The organism is Leptolyngbya sp. FACHB-321 (assembly GCF_014695975.1).
GTDB lineage: Bacteria > Cyanobacteriota > Cyanobacteriia > Leptolyngbyales > Leptolyngbyaceae > Stenomitos.
In genome coordinates, this window is the sequence record NZ_JACJPI010000010.1 from 15,663 (window position 1) to 31,200 (window position 15,538).

Genomic DNA, 15,538 nt, shown 5'->3' on the forward strand with positions numbered 1-15,538 from the left:
TTCACTCTCTTCATAAGTGATCGCTCATGGACTCATTTACACCGGAGTCATTTGCTCTTGGCATTGAAATTATTGTTTGTTTAGGGTTGCTGTACGGCACGTTCTACGTGGGTCAGTCACAGCACAGCGTCAAGGTATCAGCCCTGGTCATTGTGCTGTGGTTTTTGTTGTCTGGTTCTGAGAACGCGCTCGCGCAGACGACTCAGACAACGTCTACAGTAACCGCCCCTTCAACGTTTCCGTCCATTCTGAAAGACGGTGTGACGCTGCCTGACTGGTCGAAGATCAGCTTCGACTCTATGGCTCCTTTTACAGAGGGTGGCGCTGTCGCCATGCCACCCGAGGCTGCCGGGTCTCTAGGTTTTGACAAAATTGAGTGGAAACCAGGACAGAAAATTGCGGACGCTTTACCTTTAGGTGCCATTCAGGGTTGCCTGGGCTTTGAGTCGTTGACCCAGAAGGGTATTGACGGCATTACAGGTCAGGTTTCCAGTACTGTCGGTCTCGACAAGTTTCTCCCAACTGGACTACAAAGTATTAAGTCGTTAAACGACATTGTGCCGAACTTGTCTCAAAAGCTTGTGGGAGAAGTGAAGCCGATCGCTGACTTGCTGACTGCTGGCTTATCTGGTAAATTACCAGGTTTTGACCTTAACAGCCTACAAGGTTTTGCAGGGCAGCTTACAGGCGGCGGCGCTCAACAAATTCTTGACTCTGCTGGTGGCTTGGTAGGTAGCCTCTCCAAGGGTCAATTTCTCGACACAGCGGGCAACCTGGTTGGTCAGGTCAATGGCTCTGGTCAGGTGCTTGACATGGCTGGCAACGCTCTCGGTTCTTTGAACCAAGCCGGTCAGTTTGTGAACCAGGCAGGGCAGGTTGTTGGTGCGTTGTCAAACCCTACAGGTGCGATCACCCAGGCAGCAACCCAGACTGTGGGCCAACAGTTAGGACAGGTAACAGGACAGCTTCCTGGTGGGGCAGGTCAACTGCTGAACGGGGTTAGCCTTCAGTCCCTCACGGTGGGTCAACTGACTGAGAAGTTCCCACAGTTAGCGGCACTAGGCATGAAAAACCTGGATTTGTCGCAGTACATCATGTCCCAAATTCCGGGACTGGAGAACACTCCGCTTAAACAGTTTGCCAACTGGGAACAAGTGCTCATGAAAGGCATTCCTGGGCTGGACAAAGTTCCTTTTAACCAATTTCCCAGTCCTTTGAAAGAAGCCGCTGACGCCTTTGTGGCGCGAGTTGACGTACCGCTGGACAGCGAAGAACAAAACCGCGATCGCTCACTTTCTGGTAGCTACAAAGAAGGTTTCCGCGTTGCCTGCACCGAGAACTGCGAACACGCTGAGCTGTCGCCTATTCAAGGGTCTCAAATGGACGCGGCAAGCGTCGGCGCCTTTGCTAACGGCAAGTCTTGGATGAGCAAAAAGCAAATGGTACAGGGCGGTGAAGGCATTTTGGGTCGTGTCAATGGTGGCAAAGAACCAACCGGTCGTCACCCTTATTGTTCCATGTTCAAGCAGGTGGTCACGAAAGTTGACCAACCGGCTGGGAAGGTAGGCACGTCCATGTACCTACGCCTTTGTAAGCGCGGTGTGCCTGACCTGGGCTGCACACCCTACTTCATTGGTCCACTTCCCTTCCTGACCTACAACGAGAAGCAGTTTATTTACCTCGGTGCTGGCAACCCGAAAGACGACGGTAGCGGCATTGGGTTTCCTGGCAGCGACGATCCGCTGTCCGCTACAGACGGCTTTGACGACTGCGGTGGAACGAAGTTGAGTGGTGAGTCAGTCACTAAAGCGACTGGTGCGGTAGAAAAAGTAGCGAAAACATTGGGTGCTGGGACTGCAAATAACGACGGTGCCTTTAGTACCAGCAGTGCCAATGGCTCTAAACACATTCCACGCATTCTAGCGGCACTAAAAGAAGAGGGGATTACAGACCCTAACCAGGTGGCGTATGTCCTGGCTACAGTCCACCGTGAGACAAGCTTCGTCAACCTGGAAGAAGGCGCTACTCGCCTTGAGTCCTCGGGTGGTTCTCAGTACTGGGGGCGGGGTTACGTGCAACTAACCCACAAAGCGAACTACCAGGCGGCGACAACTTACCTGAAGTCCAAAGGTATGAATGTCGATTTAGTAGCTAATCCTGAGCTTGCTAAACGCCCTGACATTGCGGCGAAGGTGCTGGCTTACGGCATGAGAACCGGGAAGCTGTATGGCAACGGTACGACTTTGAATAGTTGTGCGGGTGGTGGTCGGGTTAACTGGGTGAAGTGTCGGTGGATCGTCAATGACGGCGCTGAAGCAGAGTCCATTGCTCAAGCAGCCAAAATTTACCGCGACGCGATCGCCACTTCTAATTTGGCTGACGCTAAGTCCGAGGCGGGCAACTGTACCGCTCCTAAAGGCGGTAAACCGTGTCCACCTGGTCAAAAGTGTCTGTTGCAAAACCCCCTCCCCGGCGGTCAGAGAACCAGTCCTTTTGGTCCACGTAATGGCAGACTTCATGCAGGCGTAGACCTTCAGACCGCAAAAGGCTATAACGCACACCCAACGGGTCCTGGGGGACAGGTATTGGCAGCAGCTGACGGTCGAGTGACTGAATACACACCTGTAGGCGGACGTTGCGGTGGGGTGATTAGCATTTCTCACCCGCAACTAAAACTTGAAACCCGCTACTTGCATATGGTCAAGCTGCTGGTGTCAAAAGGAGCAACCGTTGCACGTGGACAACCGATTGGGTTGGAAGGTAACGAAACACCCGGTTCCTGTTCTGGTGGTGTTCACCTTCACTATGAGATTTACGCCGGTGGTGGTGGAGCAGTCGACCCAATGCAGTTTGAACACTCACCCCCTCTCGGTCGTTAAGCAAATTCACTTTCAACTCATTTTGGAGGTTCGCTATGTCTCGTTGGTTATGTTGGGTCTTTTTAGTTTTAGTGGGATTCGTTCTGGCTTCGCTGTTGCATTTTGGCTTAGGTACCGTAGCTCATGCTACTGACGGAGCGGAAAGCCCTGTAGAAGAGTCGGCTCCTGCTGTTGGCAACGACTCAGAGTTTTACCCCATTGCCATGTCCGAAGCTGTGGACTTCCTGAATGGTCAGAGCACTCCGACTTTACAGTCGATCGTGTCTTGCCTACCGCAGCGTCCGGCACATTTACCTGTGCCTAAATTCAGTCTCCTGGCTTCCCGTGAACTGAACGGTGGAACTTACCACTACCTCAATGTCTACGTCGATCACGGCTTCGGGGGTCAAGCAGAACCTTGGCAGACGTTGGTCAAACAAGCAGGTGAAGCCTGTGTGAACTTGATCGGTCTACCTTCACTGCAAAGCCTGACTCAATATGTCGATTTACCAACTGCTGTGTCGTTTGCTGTTGCTCGTTACCAGGAGCTGAAGCGGCAGAACCCGACTGAGTTTCAGTCACTGACGCGAGCCATTACTTCTGGTGGTGGTTTGTTTGTTGGCACCACACGAGCGTCATTCGGTAGCCCTATGGACGATGAACATGGTTGTGAACTCTTTCAAGAGGACAAGTCAGCCTTGGAAAATCTTGGTGTCGCGGTTTCCTCAAAATGCCGCGCCCCTAGTCGTTGAGGTGAATTGCAATGAAACGTCGAGTTTTACTGTCTCTCGGTCCTGTTTTGCTGTCAGCACTGTTGAAACCAAGCCGCTTGGCACCCTGCCCCTCCTGTGGTGAATTTCATTTGAGTACTTGTGTTAACGCTGAAAACGCCGGAGGTAAGCCCCATGTCCAGGCTTAAAGTACTGCTAACCGTCTGTTTGTCACTCGTTCTTATCTGCCTGCTGGCGATCGCCCCTGCGTTTGCTCAGTCCAACCAGGTTGCTTCAGCACCGATTGACTACCAGCGTGTCACTCCTGACTTGCAACAGTTGGGAGTGCCGCTACACTTGCCAACTAAACTCGTCTACCGCAATACGTTGGTCGGTCCAAACACCTTTTTTGCAGTGGGTGGTGTCATGACTGATCCCAACACAGAACAGCAAGGCTACAGAGTACAAATTACGAACAGTCAGAACTGCTTGAATGGTTCGCTGTCTTGCATTATTGCCTACGCCAATGCTGAACCACTGCGTGCTGATCAGGTAGACATTGAGTCAATGTATACCTGGTTTAGAGCGCCTGGTGCTCTCGATCGCTACGTGCGGGTTTCCTCTGACCCCATTGGTTGGGTGCGGCTCTCTAACGGTCAGTCGGTCTACTTTGTGCCGTGGGTAATGGGTGCTGGCATGGGCTTTGCTCAGGCAATGTGGGACGAAGGTGGCTACCGTTACACCATGGGTCTGAAAGGCGGCGCTCGTGCGTGGTTGCTACCAATGGCAGAAACTGCGTTTGGTCGCTAGCCACGCTGCACTCTTCTGACCCGTACTCCCGTACTCACGCTTTCTAGCGGTTCTGTTTGCTGTGTCGTTGGTCTTAATTGTTTTGTTTGCCGTTTTGACTGTTTTGGCTCTGCTGTGGTTTTGTTAGCTCTTTGCGCTCGGAGTGGTTACTGTGTCGAGTCCTGATCTGCCTACCCCTTCAACACCACCTGATCCCTTAGTTGACGACTCGGATCAGGTGGAACCGTCTTTACCCGCTGCCTGCTTTCAGAAGGCGTTGGAAGACCTCAAAGCAATGGCTCAGACCCCTGGTCGTAGAGAGTCGTTGTTGTGTCAAATGCACTCCTATCTTCACGTGGCTTATGGCGGAGTAGAGGCTTCTCTGTAGCCGTCTTCTACTGATTTATAAGCCGATCGTGATCTTTGAAATGAACGCCCTGTAAAGCGGCTGCGACCTGTCTGGAGCGAGATCACTAAAGCAAGCGTTTACCTTCCACACTCTCTGCACTGGGTTAGTTCTTATGTCCCCTCAAGACCTCTCTGCAACGACACATACTTTAATCCTGGCTGCGAATCCAGTACCGGCTCCGCTGGAAGCCCTGCCTGCGTTTCTTATGTCTCGGTCTGGTCTTACACTTCTGGCTTGCGCTGCTGGTCTTGCTGTCATGTCCTTTTTCAGCCAGGACACGAAGTCTGGGAGTACCAAAGCCAACGAGAAAGCACGCGCTAAGTGGGCTTCAAAGCGCGAAATCAGTGCAGCCCGCAAGCTAGCCGTTAAGCAGTTGAACGGACGTTCCCGCAAAGCCGCCTGTGTTTGGATTGTGCGACCAGAAACACTGGTTTACCCAGAGTGCGTCCTGAAGCGACGTACAACCAGAAATGGTAAGCCGACTGCTTTTCCACCGGCTCCTGAACTCGGCTCAATCCCCAAGGAGACGCCAGTGCAGTTGAAGGGCGACGCTAAAACCATTTGGATTCCTGACACTCAGCGATCGGTTATGGTGGTGGGTGCTCCTGGGTCTGGTAAGACATTCTCAGCGATCGACCCTGCGATTCGTTCAGTGGTGGAACAGGGCTACCCGCTAGTGCTTTATGACTTCAAATACCCCACTCAGACCAGCGCTGTCGCCTGGTATGCCGAACAACTAGGGTACAAAATTCATGTGTTTGCCCCAGGCTTCCCTGAGAGTGACGTATTGAACCTCATGGACTTCTTGTGTGGCGACCCCAACCGCGACTCAGCCGACGCGCGGCAGTTGGCAAACACCATGAACAAGAACTTTAAGATTGGCGCTTCTGGTGGTGGTGATCCGTTCTTCGACTCAGCTGGTGACCAATTTACACAAGCGGTCATGATGCTGACCAAGCAAATGAAGTGCGCAGACGTGCTCATGACGTCTGTGATCATGTCTGCCCCTCAGCTGATTGAACGGCTCTACCCCGAAAGCTCTGGCATTGACCCCTGGATTCGGCAGGCGTTCGGTCAAATTTTCAGCGTGAAGGACTCTGAAAAGACCGTCAGTTCGATTATTGGTACAGCGTCCTTGAACTTCGGTAAATTGGTCATGCCCAAAATTCTGGCAGCCTGTATTGGCGAGACGACGCTTCCCCTCGATCTGGACGGTAAAACAATGGTTGTCTTTGGTCTTAACCGGGAACTACGGGACGTCATGGGTCCGATTGTGGCAACAGCGATCCACATGCTGATCAACCGCAACCTGTTCCGTACAGGTGGACGAAAAGACCCGCTCTTTTGTGTGCTGGACGAACTGCCCACGCTCTACTTACCGCAGTTAGTGAACTGGGAAAACGAGTCCCGGTCAGACGGGTTTAACGGAATTATTGGCTTTCAAAACAAGTCGCAGCTGAAGAAAATTTACGGTGACGAAATGAGCCTCGCCATTATGGGCGGCTGTGCCACCAAATTCATTTTCAACCCTGGTGAAGTGGAGTCAGCAGAGTATTTCAGTAAGTTCTTTGGGGACGAAGAAATTGTCCGTAAGAACAAGAGTAAGACGCTTGGTGGTGGTAAGCCGTCCACCAGTCACTCCCTTGAAGTGGGCACCCGTAAACTCGTCTCGCCAGAAGAGTTCATTTGCCTGCCGCCTGGCACTTGTGTCATGACCAACCCAGCGTATGAGAACAAAGAAATGTCTTACTTGCCACGCCGCATCAAAATGGTCATTCCTCCGGCTGAAATCGAGCTAGCAGGGCTGATTGAGCGTAAATGGTCTGCTGTCCAGTCTCGGTTAGTGGGACGCGCTGCTGGCTCCTTCCGCATGCCGACTCAGGAAGACGTGAACGTGCGTGTCGCCGAGTTTAACGAGCGGTTCCCAGTGCCCGTCGAAGGCGAGGCAGCGGAAGCGCCGCCACCGGTAGACGTACTGGCAGGTCTCTTTGGTTAAACCTGAGAGTTTTTGCGAAGGTTTGCAAATCGCTATCTTTGACCCATTTCGCCCCGTTTTGTCCTGTTTTACCCTAGTATTGCCCAGTATTGCCCAAGCTTGACCATAAGTGACCCAGCTAGACCCAGGCTTGCCCTTAAGTGCCCCGTTCTAGCCTGGGCCTGTCTTGTTCTTGTGGTTCTGAAGCTTTTTTGCGAACCTTCATAGTTAGTTTTAATCGGCGTGCGATCGCACAAGGAGTCTGACATGGTTAAAGCTCAGTCTTTGGACAACTACCACCCTGACGCTTATGGTAAGGACGCGGCTACTATCGCTTCTGTAGTGGCTTTAGGGTCCCACGCAGAGTTGTTTGACCGTGACACGTCTGACGAAGAGATCGTTGAGTCCTACTTTTTGAAAGTGCCAAACTCAACGCTGATTGTGAACCGAGTGGACACCCATGATCAGTATGGATTGTCCAAAAGTTTCACAGTGCTGAACGGCGAGGAGCCGTTGTTACAGCTTGATTCTGGACATATTGTCTTCAATCACCTGTCACTGTCACAAGCAGCAGCGTTACAGACAGGGCAACGAGCGGTTGCCAATCCGTTACTGGTGTCTGAGCTTTTCTTTCAAGCGGACGTGGCGCAGGCAATGACCAGGAGCGGGGAAGCTCAAGCACGCGTCATTCTCAGCCAGGGTGACGCTATTACGCCTGCAATAGTAGCTGAGTTGAATGACCTTCTAGCAGCAGAGGAAGCCATTCGGGGCGAAGACCAGTCGTCAAGCGGTCTGACTGGACACGTGTCGTACTCCCGATTTACAGAGTATGAGCTAAATCAGAACCTCTCCATCGACACGATCGCTCGTCAGTTGAGTGCTCAGTCCCCAGTGGTAGAAGTCCAGCTAATCCAGGAACCGCCCATGCAGTCAGTGTCTGACTACCTAGAGGCTACGACACCCGAAGCGTTGGGTTCGACAGTCTACTCTACTTACTACCGTTGGGCTGACCGTAACTATGAGCGGGACAAACCAGAAGCTGACCTTGTAGTGAATGGTTACCGAGTTGACAATCTTGGTGACCGACTGGGCGGTACTGAAGCTATGCAGTTCCAGGTCGTTGACGTAGCGGCTGAACGTGTGGTCATGGACTTCACCTTTCAGAGCGGGGACTGGGTAGAACGTCCGCAGACAGAACCTGGTGAGCAACCCAGGAGTGAATACACAGGCGACACAGTGGTCGTTAGCGCTTTGGACGATCGGTTTAAGACGCAGTTAATAGCGGCGTTTGAGTTCCCTGTTAAGAAAGCCGGTCTTGTTGCTTCGACGTACCTGAATGAGGCAGGTGTAGACGAGTTGTCACTACCGAATGGTCTGGTCTTTCAACGCGAATACCATGACGACAGCTCACTTTGGCGTGACCTGGTGTTCTCTGGTGACGCTGTTTCAAGTGAAGGAAACGCTTACGCGATCGCTCAGGCCTTTCCTGACGGTGACGGTATGGGCATAGGAATGCCTGCCAGCGTTGAGCTTGTGATTCAAAAAGAGTTTGCTCAGTTGGTGGAGCAATACGAACAAGCCCAACAAAAGCAACCGGTAGTTGCTAGGGGCGCTGAGCAGGTACAACCCTCACAACAATCTCAGAAATCGGTCACGCAAAGTGTTTATGACCGTCCAAAGCCTGAACTGGAGCGTATGGAGACGCTTGCTATGACGCTCTTAAAGTCAGGGAAGACCCTTGTTAGCCCAGCGACATTCACTGAAAACGGTAGACCGCTCTTACCACCCATGCAGTTGTCGTTAAGTGACCAGGTTAGCCAGGGTCAACCGTTAATCCAACGGGTCTACGAAGAGACTGAGTATAGTCCTGGTCAACAGTCGTTGCACTTGTCTACTGTCTTGCATGACGGTGTACTACAAGCCATGCAGGACGACACTCTAAAGACCGCTGACGGTCAGCGTGTGTCTTTACCAAGCTTTGATCAAGAGCGTCCTCAGGCTGTGGTGCAAAAGCCGCCTGTGGTGGGTTACGAGTCCAATGCAAACTTACATTTAGAACAAGAGTCCAACGTTATGGTAGTCGTAGAAACACAAGTCGAAACTGAAATTGATTTACGCGATCTCATGAGTCAGAAGACTCTGGGGATTATGGAGACCGGCAAAGTTCCTCAACAGCGTGTGGAGGTAGAGGGTAAGCCCCAACTGGTTGGTCGTACACCTGCAGAAGGTTTCACTATGGTGGCTCGGGCTGCTTATGGCGCACAGAACTTCTGTCAGGAACACAACTTACCGCATACGCCTGCTACTGAGGTGATTGCGACAGCAGCTGATCGGTTGTCACTAGATGGTTTGGCAGTCACAGGCGTTCTGAACTCGATTGATAAAGCTAAGTGTAGACCTAGCATGGAGGTTGCCACTCAATCTCAGTCTGGTGTTTGGGCACGGATTGAAGCGAAGTACCCTGAGTACGCTGGCAAAGTGCCTGAAGCACTTAAAACGGAACGTGCGGCGGCACAGGCAGCTGTGGCACCTGCTCAAGCAGCCTTAGTTGCAGCGACAACTCGTCAGGTCAAGGCTCCTGTCCTTAAACAGAGCGTGCCAGCACAACAACCGTCTCAGTTTGAAATGGCTGTTGTTGTTGCGGCGTATCGTCTCCAGGAAGCTGGAACTGACCGCTGGGGTCACGACAATGAAAAGTCGACTTTAATCTTCAATCGGTCGAAAGAAGGCAACATTTCAGTTATTAACAAGGCTGACAACGTGGTGATTGCAACTCGCAATGCCGTCACAAGTGAGGTGATTCCAGGTGTCCTGCCTCCAGGTCAAGACTACTCCCAAGCTTTCAAGACTGTGGTGGAAAAGCAAACTGAAAAGTACGCGGCTAAGACTGCGGCAGCAACTCCGAAAGCGAAAGTAGTGGCGGGCGATGGTCGTTAGTCTGCACGAACGGTTAAACCAATTGGCTTTGTCATTTTCACGGTGCGGCTTGGTGGTTAGTTCAACCGTTTCGCTGCTTTGTCCTTTGATGACTCTGTTTTTTGTTCTTTTATCTCAAGGTTCTTACTATGCTTTCGACTCCAGTTCAATCGGTTCCGACATCAGGCAATGGTACGGTAACGTCTCCGTCCCACCGTGCCATGTCAATTTGTTTGCACGACCTTCAGTCGTTGCCGTTAGAGATTCGCCCAGATAGCGTCAAGATTTGTTTTGGTCAGACTCCCGCTTACACTATTCATGTCGAAGAAGGCGTGGAAGCACCTAATCCTGAGTTCCGTTCCACGCCTAAAACGTTGGCATCTGATCTGACGGTGTTATTTGAATACATGCTTTACGCTGACTCAGATTCAGAAGACGCAAAACGGCTTTCTCAAGTCGTTTTTCAACGTGATTCCGGTGGCCGTGTAGTCACCGACAAGCTACTCGATCTTTTTTCGCAGGTTCCGGTGATGGGCATCTGAAGATCAGTTGGTCTGAGTGATTAGCTGGTTGCTCAGACCAATTCTCTGTTGTTTTACACCATGTTTTTTAGGAGTTAGTTCAATGCCATTTGTTAATGCTGGAGAAGCTTCAGAGGCGGGTCGTCATGCTCAGTCCCACATGCAAACGCTCATGGAAATGCTGTTTAAATTAGCTGAAGCAGCAGCTTTGCGGAACAAAGACGAGCCAGAGCCAAAAGCTGCTGACAAGACATTACAGGACGCTGAACCTTCACTCTCAGACTCGCTAGAGTCGCATGTAGAGCGAGACGCTCTGCATGACTCGGTGTCTCGTTTGTCCGATGGCAAGGGCGAGGGACTGGTCTACCGGGCAGAAGGTTTCTCTGTCTTTCGTCACACCGAGACAATGGGCACCACTTACCAGGTGACCACTCCAGACGGTGAGCCGCTATTGACGTTTGAGCAAGTTGGTAATGACTTGTATTTAATTGAAGACCGTTTGTCACTGGAGCTGAAGCAGGACTTATTGGCAGCTGGTGAACGGTTGCAGACGAGTGACTTAGCGTCTGTGCTGCACCACCCAAACCCAAAAGTCGTGATGACCACTATGGGTGAAGCTGCCCCCGCAGGCACTCGTGCTGCCTGGGTGACTCAGCAAATGTTGCAGGGTCGTAATTCGTTCACCCCCGACCACAGCAATTTCCAGTTTGACCGCGACACTTGTGGAAACCTCTCGGTCACAGATCGCACGAATCAGCAGGTCTTGTTGTATATGACTCCTAGCGGTCAGGTGACTTGCACGATGAACGTTGAACAACTGGAACAGTTTAAGCCTGCATTTAATAGGCTGCAGTCATACGAAACGCAACAAGCAGCAGCGAAAGGAGTGGGTCAGGCGGCCCAGTCATCGAAAGGATCGAAGACAGTTCAATTGGCTCTTGAACGTTAATCACTCATGCTTTGCCCATTCAGCCACCTATCGCCTCTGTGGTACCGTCTTTGAAAGCTGATCAATTGGGGCTTCGCTGGGTCTGTGACGTAAGCTGAGTGCTTCTTTCAGATCCCGACCTATGGTCGTAGCAGTTTCAAAAACCGCTGCAAACGATCGTGGTTAGAGATTGGTTGCTGCTTCTACACCCCGACGATTGCTCGTTAGTCATTGCTTGCTTTTTACCCTTGTTTAGTGCATTTGATTCCACAACTCAAGCAGCGCGATTGAGAGAGCCAAGATTGCTCAAGCTTCGGTTTGCATCAGCTAACCCTAACAAAGCTGGAAAGCGGCTCGATCTAGCACTAGAAACAGGACAAATTCTTATGTACAGACACCTTTTCTTATGTACAAAGCATTTTTTTGACTGAGGTGATACCAGAAAGGTTGCGGCAACCCAGTGATGGCTGTTGCTCTAACTCGTTTTAGCTGTTCGAAGTTCGCGAAACACCGTTTGGGGATGTGCTCAAGCTAAGGCTTTCTTGTCCTGGTTGTCCAAAGACGCAGGCTGAGATTTGTTAGGTTCAAGCGACCGACCTTAAGGGTACGCTGCTCGCTAAGCGCTCTGTACATAAGAATTTAAGTTTTGTACATAAGATGAAAACTCTGCTTAACGCTAGCTCAATCAGGAGCAGAAGCAACATTGAGGTACTTTATTCACCACTACATATATCCTTACTTGGGGTTGGGTCGATATACGCTCAATTTAGTGCAGGAAAGGGCTAGAAGCCTGATTCTGGCGTAGATTTTTGACGCTTTTTCCCTTGCTTAGGGCTTGATCCAGAAGCTCAACGTAGCAAGCCTTTCCACCCCATGTTGCACCTTCTTAGTCTCATGTCGGCTCAATCTCTTGAGTCTTTCCCCTATACCCCACACCCTTTATCCCTCCCCTTCTACAATCTCCCACAGTGCATCAATTCCGGCTCCTACACATTCCTTATCCTGATGCTGCCCAATCCACTGAACTAATGTAGGGGTAACCCAACCAACTTTTCTCCCTATGTTGCCTATTGCATCAGCCGCGCTGGAACGCACAAAAAGTGTTTCGTCTTTAAGCAAAGGTAATAGCGCTTGCACTGTTGGTTCTGAAGCAATACCTAAATTACCTAAAACTTTAGTTGCACTGTAACGTACACGAGAATGCTCACTTTTGAGTAATGCCAGAAGCTTTTGTGTTAGTGCTTCTGAAGCGATGCTTAACTTTCCCAGAGCTTCAATTGCGCAATAACGCACTCGATAGTGTTCACTGTTAAGCGATTCTAAAAGGCTTTGCACGATGACATCCGAGGTGGTACCCATCTTGCCTAAAGAACAAACTGCCCAAAACCGTACATCAGAATTCTCATCGTTGAGCAATAGAAGCAGTGCTTCTATTACAGTAGGCGGCGCATTAGATAAACTTCCCAGCGAGTTAGCAGCCCTGAGACGTATAAAAGAATCTTCATCATTAAGTAAAGTCAGCAGTACTTGCACTACATTGTCCGAAACATGACCTAAACTGACTAATGTATTTGCTGCTCCAAGACGTATATAGGAATTTTCATCATGAATTAGAATTAGAGTCGCTTGTACTAACGAATCTGACGCAATACCCATCTTGCTTAAAGCATTGGCAGCTCTAAGAAAGACAAAAGAATCTTCATCCTTGAGCAATGCAAGCAATGCATTAATTACAGGGTTTGTTACATAATCTAAATTCCTTAAAGCATTGGCAGCACTGAGGCATACGAAAGAATTTTCGTCATTAAGAAGTGCTAAAAGTGACTGCACTATCGACTCTGATGCATTACCTAAGCTACCTAAATCTTTTGCTGCGCTAGCGCGCACAAGGTAATCTTCACTGTTGAGAGATGCCATTAAATTACTAACAACAACTTCTACCTCTCCTAAATCAGCTTGATATTTCTGTAATCTTTTGTGATCAATTCGATCTACTCTATCCTTCAAACGCTGAAGCACTTCAGTTTCAAAGACGCTTTCCTTTAAGCTGCAAAGAATCTGCAATACCTCTCCTCGAATTTTGTCTCCGATTTGCTTTGATTCAGCCAGCTCTAATGCAATCAACCCATTCAAAACTTTGCTGACGAGCACAGTATCGGTTGCTTGCAATCCCTTTGGATCTTCTGCCAAGCAACGACCTGCAAATAATAGATCGCGGTGGAGCCATTGTTCATAGAGACTGTTGGCAGTGAGGACTTTACGGATGGCTCTCGCGGCTTTTTTGGGGCTTTGTTGGGCGATGAGGAGGAGCAGCACCTCGCGCCAGTGGGGGGCGTGGAGGTGTTGCTCAATGTGGGTAAGGACAATCTCGAAGTCGTCTTCGTTGTCTGCCTGGTAATTGATGTCTTGCGCGGCGAGGTATTCCTGAAAGGTTTTGTGGACGAAGGCGTAGCAGTCCTGTCCCTGTTCGTTGAGGAGTCCGGTTCTGTCGCGAATGAATTTCACGAATCGTTCCGCTTCTGCTTTTGCTTCGTAGTGCTGGAGTTGTTTGAGCGTTTTAATTTCCTGGGTCAGTTTTTGGATCAGTTCATCTTTGTCAATGAGCGTGCCGCCTTCGGTGTCGCCCGTCGTTCCCTGAGTATGAATCCAGTACGCTAGACTTTCCATTAATCGGCGCAGGTCATCCAGTTGTAGGTATTTGAGAACGGTCTGATTGCTCAGTTCTTTGTTGTCATCCCAAGCAGTGAGCAGCGTTTCCACCGCTTTGTCATAGAGTTTGTAGCGTTCGCGGGGCAGTCGTGCCTGATAGCGATGAATCAGGGCAATGATGGTCAGCAGTAAGGGGTTTCGCGCCAACAGCTTGATGCGATCCTGCTGATTCAGCGCTTTTTGCAGGCTTTCTTTGCGGCGTTGCGCCTCTGCTTTGTCTGGTACGCGGCTAGTGTACCAGCGATCGCAAAACTCCTCAATCTTCCCATCATCAAAGGACTGCAACTCGTAGTGCGGAAACTCCTCCGTGCGGAAAAAGTCGCGCTTGTACCCGGCAGGACGCGACGTGATGATGGCGCGATTCTGCGGATACTGTCCCAGAAAGTTTTCGATGCACTGCACGAGATGGTAACGCTTCGATTCTTCTGCGACTTCGTCTAATCCATCCAGGAGGATGAGCGCCCGTCCATTGTTGAGCCAGTGTTCAAAGAAGCCCTTCGGCAACCGCTTGCAAGACATGGTGGTTTCTGCAAACTGTCGAGCATACTCAGGAATGGTGACAGCGGGAGTTCGCGCCCAATCGCGAATGCGAATCAAGATCGGCAGCGGCAATGCGTCTGCATCGGTCTGCAACTCTTGTGTATCGCGATCAATGCCTTCTGCATTCGGATACATTTGTGTTCGATCTCGTTGCCTTTGAGATCGAACACAATCGGTTCCTTGCGTAAGTCGAACAATTTGAGCTTCATCGTAATCGGTTCCTTCTGCATGGCGATCAATTCCTTGTGTCGAGGCATCACTTGCTGGTGCGATCGCTCCTTGCCTCTCTGCCCCCCGTTGCTCTGCCAGCGTCACTGCAAAGAAACTCATGAGCGTTGTTTTTCCTGATCCGGGTGCACCCAACAGCACGACCCTTTTCTGATGCTGGTTGAGGAGTTGCCGTGCCGAAAATTTTCGACCAGAGCGTTCTAGCTGTGCTCTCAAGCGTTGCTCCTGCAAAAGCTCCCTCTGCCGCCCCTGTTCCCCTGGCTCCCCTGGCGCTTCAAAGAACGATCGCTTAAACGCCCCCCGCGAGCGCCGCCCCACGTCCTCCTCCACATCGGGCATCACAAAGATCTGCGCCAAACGCTCAGCGCATTCTACATCCTGTCCCGGCACCGCGACGCCTGCGAACTTGACATCATCAAACCAGTTGGCTAATTGCTCTAGGTAATCGGACTTTGCCACCTGAAACCGAATCGCGGTAATAGCATTAAAGTAAGCATTGGCAAAGGTCTTCAGCCAGGGTTCTAGAGTGTCGTATGGAATGTCAAGAGTGCGATCGACGGCAATGTGTTTAGCAACCTGCACCACCATGGCGACATCAGGCGCACCATCTTGCTCCAACGGTTTCTGCAATTCGCGCTGTACTTCTGGATGTTCGAGCAGTGCGGCTAGAAACGTATCGGCATCTTTATCAGTACAGCGATAGAACACCGCATTGTTGACCTTTTGCCTACGCTCAAAGGCACCCGATTTCTGCAAGCCAACGTTCAGCGCTTTTTCAAGCTCAGTAGGATTTAATTTGTGTTTTACGGCAGTGGCGATCGCGCTTGCCACTTTTGGCAATGCTGCTTTGACCAATCCACCTGTGATCGACTCAAATACCATAGGGCGAGACCTGTTTGCTCTGACCGTATTATGGCTTAGTAGTCTGTCTTAGTAGTTTGAGAGGTACCTTCAA

The 15,538-nt window shown here is 50.7% G+C and carries 9 protein-coding genes; 8 read left to right on the forward strand and 1 reads right to left on the reverse strand.

The window, feature by feature from the left end; translation table 11 throughout:
- The first annotated feature begins 26 nt into the window (after window positions 1–26).
- The 8 genes from H6F76_RS00495 to H6F76_RS00530 all read left to right on the forward strand — a co-directional run bounded on the left by H6F76_RS00495 (window position 27) and on the right by H6F76_RS00530 (window position 11,127).
- Window positions 27–2,879 carry a peptidoglycan DD-metalloendopeptidase family protein gene (locus H6F76_RS00495; protein WP_190504992.1) on the forward strand — a complete coding sequence of 951 codons (2,853 nt, stop codon included), beginning with the start codon at window positions 27–29 and terminating at the stop codon, window positions 2,877–2,879.
- 35 nt (window positions 2,880–2,914) lie between these two features.
- Window positions 2,915–3,610, forward strand: a complete 696-nt coding sequence (locus H6F76_RS00500) for a hypothetical protein (RefSeq protein ID WP_190504994.1) — start codon at window positions 2,915–2,917, stop codon at window positions 3,608–3,610.
- 153 nt (window positions 3,611–3,763) lie between these two features.
- Window positions 3,764–4,378, forward strand: a complete 615-nt coding sequence (locus tag H6F76_RS00505) for a hypothetical protein (RefSeq protein ID WP_190504996.1) — start codon at window positions 3,764–3,766, stop codon at window positions 4,376–4,378.
- Window positions 4,379–4,529: 151 nt separating this feature from the next.
- Window positions 4,530–4,745: a hypothetical protein gene (locus H6F76_RS00510; protein ID WP_190504998.1), complete on the forward strand. Its 216-nt coding sequence runs from the start codon at window positions 4,530–4,532 to the stop codon at window positions 4,743–4,745.
- Window positions 4,746–4,878: 133 nt separating this feature from the next.
- Entirely contained in the window at window positions 4,879–6,762 is a 1,884-nt protein-coding gene (locus tag H6F76_RS00515) for a type IV secretion system DNA-binding domain-containing protein (protein WP_190505000.1), read from the forward strand.
- 246 nt (window positions 6,763–7,008) lie between these two features.
- Window positions 7,009–9,678 carry a hypothetical protein gene (locus H6F76_RS00520; RefSeq protein ID WP_190505002.1) on the forward strand — a complete coding sequence of 890 codons (2,670 nt, stop codon included), beginning with the start codon at window positions 7,009–7,011 and terminating at the stop codon, window positions 9,676–9,678.
- A gap of 128 nt (window positions 9,679–9,806) precedes the next feature.
- Window positions 9,807–10,199, forward strand: coding sequence for a hypothetical protein (locus H6F76_RS00525; RefSeq protein WP_190505005.1), 393 nt, complete (start codon window positions 9,807–9,809; stop codon window positions 10,197–10,199).
- An 82-nt stretch (window positions 10,200–10,281) separates the two neighbouring features.
- On the forward strand, window positions 10,282–11,127 hold the full coding sequence (locus H6F76_RS00530; protein WP_190505007.1) for a hypothetical protein: 846 nt from the start codon (window positions 10,282–10,284) through the stop codon (window positions 11,125–11,127).
- 918 nt (window positions 11,128–12,045) lie between these two features.
- On the opposite strand, the gene H6F76_RS00535 is transcribed toward H6F76_RS00530, so the two are convergent.
- Window positions 12,046–15,465, reverse strand: coding sequence for a HEAT repeat domain-containing protein (locus H6F76_RS00535; protein ID WP_199321835.1), 3,420 nt, complete (start codon window positions 15,463–15,465; stop codon window positions 12,046–12,048).
- Window positions 15,466–15,538: the final 73 nt, after the last annotated feature.